The organism is Siphonobacter curvatus, assembly GCF_002943425.1.
Classification (GTDB): domain Bacteria; phylum Bacteroidota; class Bacteroidia; order Cytophagales; family Spirosomataceae; genus Siphonobacter; species Siphonobacter curvatus.
Map to the genome: position 1 here is coordinate 1 of NZ_PTRA01000001.1, position 15178 is coordinate 15178.

Annotated in this window: 16 protein-coding genes; 8 read left to right on the forward strand and 8 right to left on the reverse strand. The window is 47.4% G+C overall.

The features are described 5' to 3' along the window. Positions 1–495: 495 nt before the first annotated feature. Together fusA and rpsJ are read left to right on the forward strand one after the other, a co-directional pair. Positions 496–2589, forward strand: a complete 2094-nt coding sequence (fusA, locus tag C5O19_RS00005) for an elongation factor G (protein ID WP_104709369.1) — start codon at positions 496–498, stop codon at positions 2587–2589. 161 nt (positions 2590–2750) lie between these two features. Continuing rightward, positions 2751–3056, forward strand: coding sequence for a 30S ribosomal protein S10 (rpsJ, locus tag C5O19_RS00010; RefSeq protein ID WP_094811061.1), 306 nt, complete (start codon positions 2751–2753; stop codon positions 3054–3056). Between the two features lie 49 nt (positions 3057–3105). Here rpsJ and C5O19_RS00015 read toward each other — a convergent pair whose 3' ends face one another. Both C5O19_RS00015 and C5O19_RS00020 read right to left on the reverse strand, forming a co-directional pair. Next, a complete protein-coding gene (locus tag C5O19_RS00015; RefSeq protein ID WP_133163278.1) occupies positions 3106–3492 on the reverse strand; it encodes a hypothetical protein in 387 nt (128 codons plus the stop codon). Positions 3493–3616: 124 nt separating this feature from the next. Continuing rightward, complete coding sequence (locus C5O19_RS00020) at positions 3617–4888, reverse strand: Glu/Leu/Phe/Val family dehydrogenase (protein WP_207766374.1); 1272 nt, start codon at positions 4886–4888, stop codon at positions 3617–3619. Positions 4889–5278: 390 nt separating this feature from the next. Here C5O19_RS00020 and C5O19_RS00025 point away from each other — a divergent pair, with 390 nt between their 5' ends. From C5O19_RS00025 to C5O19_RS00045, 5 genes are all read left to right on the forward strand, one after another. After that, positions 5279–5668: a TraR/DksA family transcriptional regulator gene (locus C5O19_RS00025; RefSeq protein ID WP_094811071.1), complete on the forward strand. Its 390-nt coding sequence runs from the start codon at positions 5279–5281 to the stop codon at positions 5666–5668. A 212-nt stretch (positions 5669–5880) separates the two neighbouring features. Then, positions 5881–6837, forward strand: coding sequence for a hypothetical protein (locus tag C5O19_RS00030; RefSeq protein ID WP_104709371.1), 957 nt, complete (start codon positions 5881–5883; stop codon positions 6835–6837). A 102-nt stretch (positions 6838–6939) separates the two neighbouring features. Further along, positions 6940–7812: a helix-turn-helix domain-containing protein gene (locus C5O19_RS00035; RefSeq protein ID WP_104709372.1), complete on the forward strand. Its 873-nt coding sequence runs from the start codon at positions 6940–6942 to the stop codon at positions 7810–7812. A gap of 138 nt (positions 7813–7950) precedes the next feature. Further along, entirely contained in the window at positions 7951–8484 is a 534-nt protein-coding gene (locus tag C5O19_RS00040) for a YceI family protein (protein WP_104709373.1), read from the forward strand. Between the two features lie 351 nt (positions 8485–8835). Continuing rightward, on the forward strand, positions 8836–9288 hold the full coding sequence (locus tag C5O19_RS00045) for a hypothetical protein (protein ID WP_104709374.1): 453 nt from the start codon (positions 8836–8838) through the stop codon (positions 9286–9288). 75 nt (positions 9289–9363) lie between these two features. On the opposite strand, the gene C5O19_RS00050 is transcribed toward C5O19_RS00045, so the two are convergent. The 6 genes from C5O19_RS00050 to C5O19_RS00075 form a co-directional block, all read right to left on the reverse strand. Next, complete coding sequence (locus C5O19_RS00050) at positions 9364–10263, reverse strand: hypothetical protein (protein ID WP_104709375.1); 900 nt, start codon at positions 10261–10263, stop codon at positions 9364–9366. Positions 10264–10275: 12 nt separating this feature from the next. Further along, positions 10276–11304, reverse strand: coding sequence for a cytochrome-c peroxidase (locus tag C5O19_RS00055; protein WP_104709376.1), 1029 nt, complete (start codon positions 11302–11304; stop codon positions 10276–10278). Next, positions 11297–12094, reverse strand: a complete 798-nt coding sequence (locus C5O19_RS00060) for an MbnP family protein (protein ID WP_104709377.1) — start codon at positions 12092–12094, stop codon at positions 11297–11299. The genes C5O19_RS00055 and C5O19_RS00060 overlap by 8 nt, the downstream gene beginning before the upstream one ends. A gap of 21 nt (positions 12095–12115) precedes the next feature. Further along, positions 12116–13207 carry a cytochrome-c peroxidase gene (locus C5O19_RS00065; protein WP_104709378.1) on the reverse strand — a complete coding sequence of 364 codons (1092 nt, stop codon included), beginning with the start codon at positions 13205–13207 and terminating at the stop codon, positions 12116–12118. 85 nt (positions 13208–13292) lie between these two features. Then, the gene (locus C5O19_RS00070) at positions 13293–13694 is read right to left on the reverse strand and encodes a hypothetical protein (RefSeq protein ID WP_133163279.1); all 402 of its coding nucleotides are present in this window, start codon (positions 13692–13694) and stop codon (positions 13293–13295) included. A gap of 67 nt (positions 13695–13761) precedes the next feature. Next, positions 13762–14643: an alpha/beta fold hydrolase gene (locus C5O19_RS00075; RefSeq protein ID WP_165795896.1), complete on the reverse strand. Its 882-nt coding sequence runs from the start codon at positions 14641–14643 to the stop codon at positions 13762–13764. Positions 14644–14730: 87 nt separating this feature from the next. Here C5O19_RS00075 and C5O19_RS00080 point away from each other — a divergent pair, with 87 nt between their 5' ends. Further along, positions 14731–15162, forward strand: coding sequence for a DUF2059 domain-containing protein (locus C5O19_RS00080; RefSeq protein ID WP_165795897.1), 432 nt, complete (start codon positions 14731–14733; stop codon positions 15160–15162). The last annotated feature ends 16 nt before the right edge of the window (positions 15163–15178 follow it).

The following is a 15178-nucleotide window of genomic DNA, read 5'->3' on the forward strand; positions in this document are numbered from 1 at the left end:
GCGGGTGTTTTCGGTTTTGAGGTCATTGACCTGGGCTTGCAAGGCGGATGCTTTTTTCTTGCTTACGCAGGACTGACTCACAACGGCCACCGACAGGGCCATCATTACCCATACTTTTCTCATAACGGCGATAAGTTTAGCGAGTTAATTAATTTCCCATTCAAAAGACTCGCAAAAAAGATAAAAAAAAGTCAAGCGTCAAAACGCTTTCCGAATTCACCAGAAAATGAACATTATTTTTGCGGAATACGTTAAAATCCTAACGTACCATATCCCCGAAAAGCTCACTTTTTCTATCCTTTCTTGCGTAAAGAAACTATGCCCGAGGAGTTAACTTCCATTCAGCCAAAAAATTACCTTGGATTATCGCTGGTTTTTTTCTAGGAAATAGACTATTTTTGCACCCCGATTGCCGGACTGTAAAATTCCCATTTCGATTGGAAGTCCTGGCAAGCAAGGGACCGGTACGGAAACAAACACAATCAAAAACCAATAATGGCAAGAGATTTAAAATTCACTCGAAACATTGGTATTGCCGCCCACATTGACGCAGGGAAAACGACTACTACGGAGCGTATTCTTTACTATGCGGGTGTTAGCCACAAGATCGGTGAAGTACACGATGGTGCTGCTACCATGGACTGGATGGAGCAGGAGCAAGAGCGTGGAATTACGATTACTTCTGCTGCTACAACAGTAAACTGGAAGTATCGTGATCACTCTTATCACATCAACATCATTGATACTCCGGGTCACGTTGACTTTACGGTAGAAGTAAACCGTTCTTTACGCGTACTCGACGGCTTAGTGTTCCTGTTTAGCTCAGTAGATGGCGTTGAGCCTCAGTCTGAGACGAACTGGCGTTTGGCTGATAACTACAAAGTTCCCCGGATCGGTTTCGTTAACAAAATGGACCGTTCAGGTGCTGACTTCCTGAATGTAGTAAAGCAAGTAAAAGAAATGCTGGGTAGCAATGCAGTACCCCTGCAATTGCCGATCGGTGCTGAAGATAACTTCCGTGGTGTTGTTGACTTAGTAAACTTCCGTGGTCTGATCTGGAACGAGGCTGACAAAGGTATGACCTTTGAAGTAGTCCCCATTCCGGAAGACATGCTGGAAGAAGCTACGGAATACCGCGAAAAATTACTCGAAGCGGTAGCTGATTACGATGAGACCCTGATGGAAAAATACTTCGAAGATCCTGAGTCGATCTCTGAAGATGAAATCCTGAATGCACTTCGTCGGGCTACGATTGAAATGAAAATCGTACCGATGTTGTGCGGTTCTTCTTTCAAAAACAAAGGGGTACAAACGATGCTTGACTACGTGATGGCTCTGATGCCTTCGCCGCTGGACAAAGAAGCTATCGTAGGTACGAACCCTAACACGGATGCAGAAGTAGTTCGTCATCCAACGGAAGCCGATCCATTCGCGGGTCTGGCCTTCAAAATTGCTACCGATCCCTACGTAGGTCGTCTGTGCTTTGTACGGGCGTACTCAGGGGTACTGGAAGCCGGTTCTTACGTTTTGAATACCCGTTCAGGTAACAAAGAGCGTATCTCCCGTATCTTCCAGATGCACGCAAACAAGCAGAACTCTATCGACCGCTTAGCGGCTGGTGACATCGGAGCTGTGGTTGGTTTCAAAGACATCAAAACGGGTGATACCCTGTCGGATGAGAAGAACCCAATCGTTCTGGAGTCTATGGATTTCCCAGATCCCGTTATCGGTTACGCAATCGAGCCGAAGAAATCAGCTGATCAGGATAACTTCTCGAAAGCGATTACGAAGCTGATCGAAGAAGATCCGACGTTGAAAGTTGAAACCAACGAAGAAACGGGTCAAACGATTATGCGTGGTATGGGTGAGCTTCACTTGGAAATCATCATCGACCGGATGCGTCGTGAGTTCAAGGTTGAAGTAAACCAAGGTGCTCCGCAGGTTGCTTACAAAGAAGCCCTGACGAAGAATGCCGAACACCGTGAAGTTTACAAGAAACAAACGGGTGGTCGCGGTAAATTTGCCGATATCGTATTCGAAATCGGACCCCGCGAAGATGGTAAAGCTGGTCTGGAATTCGTGAACGAAATCGTAGGGGGTACGATCCCTCGCGAATTTATTCCTGCAATCCAGAAAGGTTTCGACGAGGCTATGAAAAATGGGCCTCTCGCCGGATACCAGATGGATTCCATGAAGGTTCGTTTATTCCACGGTTCTTTCCACGATGTCGATTCAGATTCACTGTCCTTCGAAATGGCTGCCCGTCTGGGTTACAAAGAAGCCGCTCGTATGGCTGGTGCGAAACTGATGGAACCTATCATGGCCGTTGAAGTACTGACGCCGGATGAATACACAGGACCGATCACGGGTGACTTGAACCGTCGTCGTGGTATCATGAAAGGTATGGATACCCGTAACGGTGCTCAGGTAATCAAGGCTGATGTACCTCTGTCAGAACTGTTCGGTTACGTAACGGATCTGCGTACGATGTCTTCAGGTCGTGCTACGGCTAACTTGACCTTCTCTCACTACGAGTTTGTTCCGCAGAACATTGCTGAAGACGTAGTGAAGAAAGCCAAAGGCGTATAATTTCTGGTTGATAGTTATTAGTTGATGGTTGTTGACGCATGTAATCATACCATCAACTAATAACCAACCACTACATAAAGACTTCCCTGCCGGAGTAAATGGTTCTTTCGGTGATGGGTATGCGGAAACGCATTTTTTTAACGAACCAGTTATTAACTCTGATGAGCCAAAAAATTCGCATTAAGCTCAAGTCATTTGACCACAACCTGGTGGACAAATCGGCTGAACGCATCGTGAAAGCCGTAAAGGCTACGGGTGCTGTGGTAAGTGGTCCTATCCCCTTGCCAACTGACAAGCAAATCTATACCGTACTGCGTTCACCGCACGTAAACAAAAAAGCTCGGGAGCAATTCCAGCTTTGCACCTACAAACGTTTGGTTGACATTTACTCAACGTCAGCTAAAACGGTAGACGCTCTGATGAAGTTAGAACTTCCCTCAGGTGTTGACGTGGAAATCAAAGTTTAAGTAGCTTTAGGTATTAAAAAAGCCCGTTTTCGGAAGGAAACGGGCTTTTTTAATAGTCGGAATTCCGTATTTTCAAAATGGCTACAAGAACATATGCTACAAATGCAAAATTGAATACGTAAAAATTCCAAGAGAGGTATTGGATACGAGGAACTAGCAGAACGGTGTACAGCAAAGGCAAAGCCAGTAGAACCACTGCTCGTCCCACATACGACGATTGAAAGGAGCCCTTCAAAATCAAAACTCGAATCGTCCAGAGCAATAGCCAGCCTAACAGGTCATGCCAGCCAACTTCCTGCATGGGAATAAATTGCAATAAAACCAGCACCACACCTACGTCTATTAGTACTACAGGAAATACAAAGAGGCAAACGTTACCTTTAAATGCCGGTACAACGACCAGAAAGGTGAGTAAAACCAAAAGTGCTCGCATCATGATTCGCAGAAGTTTGTAAAACAAAACTGCTTCAATCCGTCAAGGCATCCTTTTACATTTGTTAAAAAGCGAAAAGCCTCGTCAGGGTAACTGACGAGGCTTTTTGAAAAGAAGAAATTGCTACTTAATAGCCACCCCGGAACTTATACGTATCCGCAACCTTTTTCATGGCAACCATGTAGGCGGCAATCCGCATGGGGACTTTGTATTCCTGAGAAGTATTATACACCCGATCAAAAGCATCTTTCATAATCCGGTCCGAACGACGATTGATCCGGTCGAGCGTCCATTTATAGCCGATTCGATTCTGTACCCACTCGAAGTAAGATACCGTAACGCCACCGGCATTCGCCAGAATATCCGGTACGACCAGAATGCCTTTTTCGTTAATGATTTCGTCGGCACTAGCAGAAGTAGGACCGTTAGCCCCTTCTACAATCAATTTGGCCTGAATACCGCCGGCGTTATCATCCGTAATGACGTCTTCCTTCGCCGCGGGTACGAGTAAATCTACCGACAGGGTTAAGAGCTCTTCATTCGTAATTTTCGTCGCTTCCGAAAAGCCTTCGAGCAAACCTTTGTGTTGATCGCGGTACTGCATGGCTTTCAGAATGTCGATACCGTTTTCGTTATAATAAGCTCCAGTTACGTCACTGATACCGAGTACTTTTACGCCACGTTCCTGCAACAAAGCTGCCGCATGGGAACCTACGTTACCGAATCCCTGAACGGCGGCCGTAGCCCGGTACGGATTGATGCGTAGTTTTTCCATGGCGGAAATGGAGGCCGTCATTACCCCCCGACCCGTAGCTTCTTTCCGGCCCAATGAACCACCCAGTACGAGGGGTTTGCCCGTTACGACTGCATTGACCGTCATGCCGTACGATTTGGAGTATTCGTCCATCAACCAAGCCATTTCGCGTTCGCTTGTACCCATATCCGGAGCTGGAATATCCCGATCCGGACCAAAGACATCAAGCATTGCACCAGTATACGCCCGCATCAATCGCTCGATTTCGCCGGTGGACATTTCGCGGGGATTACAACGAATCCCGCCTTTTGCTCCACCATAGGGTATATCAACAACGGCACACTTCCAGGTCATCCAGGCCGCGAGTGCTTTTACTTCGTCCATGTTCACATCGGGATCGAAGCGAATACCGCCTTTCGAAGGGCCAAGAATCGTGGAGTGTACGACGCGAATTCCTTCAAAAACTTTGACGGAGCCATCGTCCATGGTTACGGGCAAACCCACCACCACTTGTTTACGGGGTACCATCAGAATATCATACATCTCCGGAGAGATGTTCAATAATTTAAAAGCTTCATTGAAGCGTTGCTTCATGGATTCCAGCGGACTTTCGTGTTGCAAGGGTGCTGGCTCTATATACGTCATGGCTTGTTCTTATTTTAGTAATAAATTGGATTAAAATAATAAATATTTTGATCCGCCGCAAACTTAACAGGATTCTTTTAAGAAAAACAAACGTACTCGAATTAGCGGTTCCTGAACTCTCAATCAGAATTTATATATTTAAAGGGATTACGGAATTGTCGTTTGAAAAACGAAAAAAACACCAAAGAAAGAATGCTTTTCCACGGTAAAGGAGTAGAATAATTTTTTTGATTGTTTGGGCGTTTCCGTAAAAAAGTTACTTTTGTTCCTTTTTTTTAGAATATATTTTTGTCACTGTCCCCCAGGGTAAGGGCTTGCTGATCACTGCCCCCGTAGAAACTATTTGGTATCGATATTCGTTTATATTTCTAACAAACCCCGTGCAATATGATGTCCCCAGTAGAAGAAAAAACCCGCTATTCGGAAGAAGAGTTAAAGGAATTCGAAGAGTTGATTCAAAAGAAATTAGGTGACACCCGAACGGAGCTTAACTACATTCGGGAGGCCCTGAGCAAGCGGAATGATCCCGGTACGGACACCACTTCGGGTAATACCAAATTGCTGGAAGACGGAGCAGATACCAGTGAACGCGAAAACCTGAGTCAATTAGCCGCTCGTTTGCAGAAGTACGCGACCCAGTTGGAAAATGCATTGATTCGTATTAAAAATGGTACGTACGGCGTTTGCGTGGATACGGGGAAACTGATTCCAAAAGAGCGACTCCGGGTAGTTCCGCACACGCAGCAAACGATTGAAGCAAAACTACGGAAACAAAGCTAGCCGTACCTTTACTCTATTACAGCCGCTTTCCTTTTCCTCCTATTTATACCCTTGTATCACAAAGGCCAGCCTGCTCTGGCCTTTTTTTATGGCCTCTTAATCCTATAAAGTCGCTTTTTTAGTGAGTACTCCGTCGGGAATACCGGGCAAGTGTACGGAATCGATAAGTTCAGCGTTGTAGGGACAGGCCTTTCATTATTTTATCCTTTTTCATGCGAATTCTTTTTACGGTCGGTATGTTTTTGTGGGCTTCATTTTCCTACGCCCAGCTTTCCTTAACCCCCAGCCGGATTTTTGCTTCCGGGATTAACGTTCGGGCTGAAGTGACGCCGGCGGCCTCGATCAATGATACCGCTCGTTTGGGCTATTCCCGGTTTAACGTGCAGGGAATTATTCCCATTCGCGGTGGAGCAGGGGTGAAGTTTCATAATTTCAACCTGCGTAAAATCGACGTTGAAATCAACCAGATGTTTCTGGCCATCAACGCGGGGTATCGAATGCCTAATTTCTCCTTTGATAAAAATGATCAGGGTATCTATACGGTTTCAGCAGCCATTACGGGTATCCACGCCAGCTTACGGGATAAAATTTGGGTATACGCGGTGGGTTTAGGCGTGAGTGAAACCGAAGATTTATTCAGCTTTAGTAAGGCCCGTCCGTATGGCGTAGGCGGAGCCGTGCGAGTACGCATTGCGGGTCTGCGTACGCAGTGGTTTTACGGGGGGGCGGTCGTTTTTGAACCGGGGCGTATTACGCCCATCCCCATCGGTGGTATCAACGCCCGAATTGCAAAAAATACCCGCCTGACGCTCATTTTACCTTTACAGGCTTCCATTGCTCAGAAGGTTTCCAAACAGACTTGGCTCGAAGCCGGAATCGCTGCCGGTGGTTTTAATGCGGGTTATCTTACGCCTAACCTCAATCCCAACGCCATTCGACTGGCGTATCGGCAGGGGAAAGCAAGCTTCACGGTGAACTATAGCCCGATCAAGCCCGTGCAGCTTTCGTTTGAGGCCGGTATGACGGGCCTTCGGACCCTGAAAACCATGCGGGCTGGAGATGTACTGGAGAAATTTACGATCAACAGTAGCCCCTTTATGGCCGTATCCTGTTATTTCAATTTATCGAAATCCGTGCTTGACTCCCGGGGCTTCGGCTCAATTCTCTAAGGAAACCAATTCGAGAAACGAAAGAAAGCGTTCATTTTAAGCGTATACCATTGAGTTTATAAAAACTTCCTTCAATATTCGTTTCCTCAACGCTTGGTTTGCATGGAAACGCTTCACCTTCATACAGCAGATACGACTCCTTTTGAAATTCACCCCATGTCATGGGTGGATGAACAACGCCATGAGCATACCCTGACCCCGCATCGCCACGATTACTACGTAATTATTGGTGTAACCAGTGGCCGGGGTAATCACAACGTTGATTTTCAACACTATGACGTACAGCCGGGTAGCTGGTGGTTTCTTTCGCCAGGGCAGGTACATCACATGCAAATGGATGGGCCGCACGAAGGTTGGGTACTGAGTTTTGAGCCGGATTTTTTCTGTATATCTGAAGCCAATCGGGAGCTGCTTATTAATACGGGATTGTTTCAAAACGTACTCGATTTCAAGCCCTATTTCATTCCGCCCGAGCAACTGGATTTACTGGAACCCTACCTGCAAACGCTCCAGGGTGAATACCAGCAAAAGCGTGCGTTACGGGAGGACATGATTCGGGCCTGGCTACAACTATTTCTGATTCAGGCTTCACGCACTTTCGCTGACCAACTGGTAACGGTGTCTGAAACGTCAAAATCCGTGTGTATCGCCCGTCAGTTTCAAGATCTGGTGGATCGGGATTTTACGCGGAAAACCCGCGTATCTGAGTACGCTGACCAGCTCAATATTACACCCAGCCATTTGAATGATACGGTGAAAAAGGTAACCGGACAGCCTGCCTCTGAGCACATCAAGCAGCGGGTGGTACTGGAAGCCAAACGCCGGGCTTTTTACGGAACTACGTCCGCTAAAGAAATTGCCTACGAGCTGGGTTTTGAAGATGAAGCTCACTTTTCGAAGTACTTCAAAGCCAATACGGGTCAAACGTTTACCGATTATCGCAAAGCCATCCGTCATAAATACGTCGAAAAATAGTCGTACGTATGCTAAGACAAAGCACTGTACTTGTGGACTTTTGGAAAGATCAGTAATTCTGACAAGATATTCCGCGATTTTGACAAGTGTAAATTATATGTATATACATACATTTGTATCAACAAAAACAACAAAGACATGGCAACTCCAGCAAAATGGGTAATTGACCCTACTCACTCGGAAGTACAGTTCAAAGTAAAGCACTTAGTAATCACGACCGTAACGGGTCAGTTCGGCCAGTTCAGTGGTGAAGCTACGGCCAGCGACGATTTTTCAGACGCTCAAGTACATTTCGAAGCTGAAATTAATTCTATTTCTACCAATAACGAAGCTCGTGACGGTCACCTGAAAAGTGAAGATTTCTTTGCTGCCGAGCAACATCCCAAACTGAGCTTCGTCTCTACGGGTATCACTAAGAAAGGCGACGAAGAATTTGTATTGCAGGGCGATATGACCATTCGTGGCGTAACCAAACCCGTATCATTCGACGTAGAATACGGTGGAACGGTAGTAGATCCGTACGGACAAACGAAAGCTGGTTTTGAAGTGAAAGGTAAAATCAACCGGAAAGATTATGGTCTGACCTGGAGTGCAGTAACTGAAGCCGGTGGAGCCGTAGTAAGTGACGAAGTACGTTTAATTGCAAACGTTCAGTTCGTAAAACAAGCCTAAGTAAGTATTCGATTTCTTCCCATTTGCAGTATATAAATTTAGCCGGGTCGTTTCTTTTCAAGGAATAGCCCGGCTTTTATGCATTACAAAAAATAGAATAATCCAAAGCTAAAGTTAGGTAGGAGGGGTTGACAGCCTTTCAGTGTTGGATAGGTTTGAAGTTTGATGAGTTTAAAGTAAAAAGGGCTTGATCGCCTTGTGTACTTGTTTTAACTTCAAAGCTCATACCTGGTTAAACGTTAAACCTCTCTAAACTTCAAACCTGAACCGCTATTAGACATAGTCATACCCTTAGCCTAGTGGCCCGAGTTTTTTATTTTAAATCCTCAATCAACCTAGCATTCAAGTATTATGAGTAGTTCACGTAAAGAAGCCATACACGCGGCTATGATGGCCGTTACTCAGGAAACCCTTAATGATCTCATCAACCAGATGGAAACGATTCGTTCCAGCGTAATTGAGGATCAGGAAGAAGCACAGAGCGAATCCTACGAATCCAATAACGAAATGCTGATGAATGATCGTCGCGATCTGGAAGGCCGGGCGGAGGTAATTCGTCGCGACCTGACTACCTTGGATCAAATGGGTACGGAAATGCAGCACGATGCCGTACAGGTGGGCTCCGTAGTATTAACCGATCAGCGTAACTTTTATGTAAGCATCAGCCGAAACTGTGAAGTCGATGGGGTGGAATACATCGGTATTTCTACTTCAGCACCGATCTATACGGTACTGGAAGGAAAGAAAGCCGGCGATCGCTTCGAATTTGCTGATCAACATTATACAATCTCAGAAGTATTTTAAGTCGTAGAGTGTTCCGTCTGAGAAAATGAACCCTGAGCAAAGAAATTCTTCGCTCAGGGTTCACTCTTTAATAGGCTACAGCAGCACCGTAACATGCAGTTGTAGCCGCTGTTTCGCCCGACTATCTCCCCCGGAAAGCTCTTGAGCCAGCGGTGGCTGAATATTGGCACCCGCGACGAAGCGACCGAAATAAGCTTCCACACCTGCCGTAGCAAGCGTTGCGTAGCCGCCCGTCTGGGAGTTACGCACGCCGTCTTTCAGATCGCGACTGGAATACTCAGCCGTAATGCCTGCATTGGGCATCAGTGTCAGTTTCTTTCCGGCACTGGTTACGTAAAAGACCGACGTTGAGCCACTGAGCCGATTTCCAAAGCGATAGTGCTGAGCGTTGGTCGTCGTCATCCGGTAACTAACGTCCGAGTTCCAGCCCCAGGAACGGTACCGAAGGGTGTAAATCGCATTCAGCAGGAAATCCGTACTGCCCGTTCCGAGTTGAAAATTAGCATTGGCTCCCAGCGATCCATCGTTTACGAAATTCGAGCGACCCGTGGCCAGCTTCACGCCACCCCCCAGGAGCAGCGTATGATTCACGGCCCGGTCCGTCGTATCCATGTTCGTATTGAAAACGTTGTAATTGGCCAGTACCGTAATATCACCCAGTCCATTCAGCCGTGAAGAAGTCGCAGCGTCGGACTGGTAATTGAAGTTGTACGGTACAAAGGCCAGCATCTGAATTCGCTGGGTCGGATAAAAACGTCCCCAAAGCTCCGTCGTTTGAAAGGTTTCTTTGGTACGCAGGAGTTGGGAATTCAGGTGCGAGTCGTAGGTACGGTACCGATACCGAACTCCCACAAAATTGCGGTACGACTGCGGCATGATGCCGTAATAGGCATTGCCTACGCCACAGCCGCAGATATCGCAGGCCCACGCGGGTAGCGACAGGCTCCAAAATAGAAGCAGTACGATTTTTTTCATGAAAAAGACGGGTCAGGGAACCGCCAGTTGCTTGTTCGTAAGAAATTCTTCGTCGGTCAGTGTTTTCAGGAAGGCAATGATTTGCTGCCGTTCCTGCTGCGTGAGAGCGATTCCTCGTTGGCCGTTACTAGCTTTCAGAATCGGGTCTAGGTTGGGCGTATCGTGTACGTTTTCGGCGTAATGATCCAGTACCGCTTCTAAGGTATAGAACCGACCATCGTGCATGTACGGGCCCGTAACTGCTACATTCCGTAAGCTGGGTACGCGGAAGGTATAGCGATCTTTCTCCTGATTCGTGATCCGAAACCGACCTTCATCGGCATCGCTAGTGAGAAAAAGTCCGTTGTTGCGATAGCTGCGATCCGTAAACAGTTCGCCCGCGTGGCAGGAGGAGCATTTCTGCTGAAAAAGGTGCAGACCAGCCTGCTCGTCGTTCGTCAGCGTAACGCCTTCCTTACGTACAAAATGATCGTAACGGGAGTTCGCGGAAACCAGTGTCAGCATAAACTGAGACAGTGATTGCAGAAACCGGGCCGTTGTAATTTCTTCCGTACCAAAAGCCTTTTTGAAGAGCAATGGATACTTTTTGGTAGCCCGCAGTTTATCAATCACATTCGTCATAGTTTCACCCATTTCTACCTCACTGATGATTGGAGCAATCGGTACCAGATCCAGATCCGGTACACCACCATCCCAGAAAAACTCTGATTCCCAAGCCAAATTTTGCAAGGGTAGGGAATTACGGGTTCCTTTCAGGTTGTGGATACCGTGGCTGACGTCGTGCCCGTGGTGCGTAAATCCGTACGGCTGCGAATGACACTCGGCACAGGAAATGGTATTGTCCTTCGAAAGCAAGGTTTCATTGAAGAGAGCTTTCCCCAGTTCCACGCCCGAAGTCGTCAGTGGATTCCGTTCGAACGCATACAATGGCTTCGGGAAGTTGGCGGGTACGGTAAATGAGACTTCCGGCCCGGTCCGTTCGGGCGACGAACAGGACCAGACCAGCAGTACTATCCACACACCGGCCCAGAGCCTAGTCATTGTGAATGTGGTCAACCGTAAACATATTCACGTAGTTGTTGGCCAGCGGAGCCGCTACGGAAGGATCATGTACCGATTTGGTTTCCTGAAGTTTCAGGGCCGTCGTACTGTTGAAGAACTTATGAAGATTGACTACAAAATGAATCGTCGGGCTGATGGATTTACGTACGGTGGCCGTTCCGTTCAGGGGCAAGGTTACGGTACGGATGTTATTGGGGGCTTGATTCGTATAGCCACCATATCCGCCTACGTGGTACTGAAAGGGTCGTAACCCCGCTCCATTGGCCGGCACGACTGGGGAAGTTCCTTCAAATTTGAAGAAGATATAGCCGGAATTCCATCCCCACCACATATTGTCCTCCCCGTACGCATAAGTATCCAGTACTCCCGTCCGTCCAGCAATGGGCGAGGCACTCTTCAGGCTATCGACACCTACCATAAAGCTTACCTCGCTGTAATCACCTTCTGGAACGTTTTTCAGTTTAGGCTCCCAGGTCTCCGAATCGGCCTGGCGAATGAGGAAGTACTGATCCGGAAATTTTATGACGGTACCGTCCGTTTTTTTCAGCGAGACATTGCTGATGAAGTAATTCAGTGTGGTGACTGAAAACTCCTCGCCGAAGTCATTTTTGTACGGCGTAGTGCCCAGTACCAGCTTTTGAGCACCCACTCGGTTATCAAACTCAAGTGTTAGGCTAGGACCATCCGGTTCGGGTTCCTCGTTTTTACAGGCCGTGAAAACGGTGGTACAAAAAGCGAATAGAAGAAGGAATAAGGGATTGATTTTCATTGAAAAAGTATCTTGATTTGCCTACCGGACGGGGAATCCCGCGGGTTCGGCAAAGCGTTGGTCTTTTAAAAATTCAGTATCCGTCAGCGTATTCAGAAAAGCGATAATCTTCCGTTTTTCGTCGGCGGTCATGGGTATGCCTAAGCGTCCGTTTTGCTTCAGCAGCGGATCGAGGTTGGGCGTATCCTGTACGCCTGAGGCGTAATGATCGAGCATTTCCTGCAACTTAGTAAAGCGGCCGTCGTGCGTATAGGGCAGACTTTCGGCAATATTCCGCAGACTGGGAACCTTAAACGTAAAGCGGTCCGATTCCTGTTTGGTTACCGTATAGCGACCTTCGTCGACCACTACTTGTAAGGTAGGTTTCCCATTGACGTATACCACTTTAGTACGCTCAAACTTCGGCAAGCCGTTATTGCGGAAGCTACCGTCCGTGAATAACTCTCCGGCGTGACAGCTTTTACAGCCTTTCGATTCGAAGAGTTTCATTCCTTCCAGCTCATCCGCCGATAGGGTTTCGCCTTCCTTACGGACGTATTTGTCGTACCGTGAATTGGCTGAAACCAGCGTCAGCATAAACTGGGTGAGGGCATGAAGCGTCCGGTCTGCCGTAATATCTTCCGTACCGTACGCGGCTTTGAACAGGGGCGGGTAGCCCTTCGTCCGCTGGAGTTTCTTTACTACGTTTTCCATCGTATCATCCATCTCGTCGGGATGAGTGATTGGTACAATGGCTTGTAGATCAAGGTTTTCTACGGCACCGTCCCACATGTAATGTTTTTGCCAGGCCAGATTCTGAAGGGCCAGCGAGTTGCGAAGGCCCGTCCGATTCTCAATACCGTGACTTAAATCGTGCATGTGGTGGGTAAAGGCGTAGTATTGACGGTGGCATTCACCGCAGGCAATGGTACTATCCCGCGAGAGTATGCCATCGTAAAATAATTGTTTACCCAGGGCAAAACCCGCTTCGGTCACCGGCTTTTGGGCGACGGGGTAATCGGGTTGTGGAAAGTTCTTAGGTATACTGAACAAGGGCACGGGTGCCGAGGGAGCGGGGTCCTTCGAGCACGCCAGACTGATCAGAAAAATCAGGAATGGGTATACTTTTCTCATAAGCAAAGCCTTGCCGGCGGCACACAGCCGTACAATTCATTTATACGTCGAGAAAGGTGTAAAAGTGTCTGTTAGTACCTAAAAACTAGGAAAAGATCACCTGGGGCGGGCGAAAACAGTCACTTAAGGAGTCATGCACATAGACTGGAGCCAGGAAAGGCGTGGGCTCCAGCTCACGTTCGGCCCATGAAGAAAGGACAAACGTAAAGGTCGTCAGCAGATGTTCATGCGGCAGTTCCAGCAGCTGCGTTACCAGACGCTGGCTGGCTTCGCGTTCATCGTGTTCCTGAGCGGCTTTGAGTTTTTTTGCCAGGTAACATTTTCCGTCGCAGTGTAACTCGGGACGCAATCGATTTTCGCAAAGGTACTGAGCAATGTAATCGTGCCGAAGCTCGAAGTCAACCAGAATGACCGGGACTACGAGCGTGCGTAACATCAGAAGCGATGTCAGCACATACACGCCGAAAGTCCGCAGAGTTGCATTCATGGGTGCAAAGCTAAAGCTGGAAAGGAAATCACGGACCATTTATTTCACAAAAATCCGAGGAGAACAATTAGTCCAGTTGCGAGGAAGTCAAAACATGCTGTTTGGGAAGCTTACGTAATTCCTGGATCATGAGCGGTTTGATGATGGGACGGGCCGTCCACATGATACCATGTCGCTGACGGGCAAGGTAAATAACATCAACGCTTGGAGCATTCACGAGTTGTTTCGCCGCCCAAAGTGGATTGACTGGATACAGTAATCGATCTTCCAGACCATGCACCATCGTCACGGGCATGTGAATGTTTTTCCAGAGCGGTACCATCGCGACCAGGTGCGGGTAGTGATTCTGTTTTTCATCGTCGGCCACGTGTATAAAACCCGGAATCCAGGCGGAAAATATCGGTACGAGTTTTGAAATGGGGTAGATTTTCTCGGCTCCGGGTTTGTAAGAGCCGCACACGAGGAGCAGTCGGTCAAAGGCATCTGGATTGTCCATCGCCAGTCGGGAAGCTACCGTAGCTCCGTAGGAAGTGCCGAAAAGTAGGGTTGGGCGATGATCTTGCGTTTGCCAAAGCATTTTTGTTAATACTTCCGATTGCCGGGAAATAAACTTTTCTCCCCAACCGTAATCCGACTCGCCGTAACCCGGTCGGTCGGGAGCAATAAGCTGAGCCTGTTTTTGTAAATCCGGATCGTTCAGGTAAAAGCGTAAACCTTCCAGTGAACTCGGCGATCCGTGCAGCAGTACCATTTTTCTAGGCAGTGTATCGGAACCAATTTTTAGGTATCGAATGGTACGACCTAGTGTATCGTAATAAACAATTTTAACCGGAATGCCTTTGTCAATCAGATCTTTCCGGATTTCTCGTCGGGAATACCGCCGGTGCTCGAAACAGGAAGTACAAACGAAAGTCAGAAGAATAAGAATAAAAAACAGCCTGGGTTTCATACAATGTGTCATGACTTATAAACGAAAATGGGGTTACGCAGAATTCCGGATAGAAAGCTTAATTTCCCGGAAAATCGAAGCAGTCCCATGAAATACCTTTTACCCTGTTGTTTTTTACTGCTCCCGTTGGGAGTCCTGGCCCAAAATCCCGTCCCTGAGAAAGAGCGTTTAATTCGTAAACTCATGCAGGTAAGCAAAGTTTTTGAATTGGCCCGCTATACAATGGATGCGACCATCGAAGGGCAACGTAAGGTGGCTAATCCGAATTTACCCGAGGGTTTTTGGGAGGAATTCAAAAAGGAAATTACCGATGAGAAGCTATACGAATTGTACGTTCCCATTTTCTCTAAACACTATACGGAAGAAGATCTGAAAGGATTGATCACCTTCTATGAAACGCCTCTCGGACAAAAAATGGTACAAAACCAGCCGCTGGTTATGCAGGAAGCGTCCCAGGCAGGAGAACAATTAGGGGCCGAAATCGCTATGAAAGTGTATGCAAAATTGAAGAAAGAATAATAAAAGCCGGTACAAA

Coding starts and splice junctions, on each gene's coding strand:
- fusA (WP_104709369.1), top strand. CDS start 496: ATGGCAAGAGATTTAAAATTCACTCGAAACATTGGTATTGCCGCCCAC.
- rpsJ (WP_094811061.1), top strand. CDS start 2,751: ATGAGCCAAAAAATTCGCATTAAGCTCAAGTCATTTGACCACAACCTG.
- C5O19_RS00015 (WP_133163278.1), bottom strand. CDS start 3,492: ATGATGCGAGCACTTTTGGTTTTACTCACCTTTCTGGTCGTTGTACCG.
- C5O19_RS00020 (WP_207766374.1), bottom strand. CDS start 4,888: ATGACGTATATAGAGCCAGCACCCTTGCAACACGAAAGTCCGCTGGAA.
- C5O19_RS00025 (WP_094811071.1), top strand. CDS start 5,279: ATGTCCCCAGTAGAAGAAAAAACCCGCTATTCGGAAGAAGAGTTAAAG.
- C5O19_RS00030 (WP_104709371.1), top strand. CDS start 5,881: ATGCGAATTCTTTTTACGGTCGGTATGTTTTTGTGGGCTTCATTTTCC.
- C5O19_RS00035 (WP_104709372.1), top strand. CDS start 6,940: ATGGAAACGCTTCACCTTCATACAGCAGATACGACTCCTTTTGAAATT.
- C5O19_RS00040 (WP_104709373.1), top strand. CDS start 7,951: ATGGCAACTCCAGCAAAATGGGTAATTGACCCTACTCACTCGGAAGTA.
- C5O19_RS00045 (WP_104709374.1), top strand. CDS start 8,836: ATGAGTAGTTCACGTAAAGAAGCCATACACGCGGCTATGATGGCCGTT.
- C5O19_RS00050 (WP_104709375.1), bottom strand. CDS start 10,263: ATGAAAAAAATCGTACTGCTTCTATTTTGGAGCCTGTCGCTACCCGCG.
- C5O19_RS00055 (WP_104709376.1), bottom strand. CDS start 11,304: ATGACTAGGCTCTGGGCCGGTGTGTGGATAGTACTGCTGGTCTGGTCC.
- C5O19_RS00060 (WP_104709377.1), bottom strand. CDS start 12,094: ATGAAAATCAATCCCTTATTCCTTCTTCTATTCGCTTTTTGTACCACC.
- C5O19_RS00065 (WP_104709378.1), bottom strand. CDS start 13,207: ATGAGAAAAGTATACCCATTCCTGATTTTTCTGATCAGTCTGGCGTGC.
- C5O19_RS00070 (WP_133163279.1), bottom strand. CDS start 13,694: ATGAATGCAACTCTGCGGACTTTCGGCGTGTATGTGCTGACATCGCTT.
- C5O19_RS00075 (WP_165795896.1), bottom strand. CDS start 14,643: ATGAAACCCAGGCTGTTTTTTATTCTTATTCTTCTGACTTTCGTTTGT.
- C5O19_RS00080 (WP_165795897.1), top strand. CDS start 14,731: ATGAAATACCTTTTACCCTGTTGTTTTTTACTGCTCCCGTTGGGAGTC.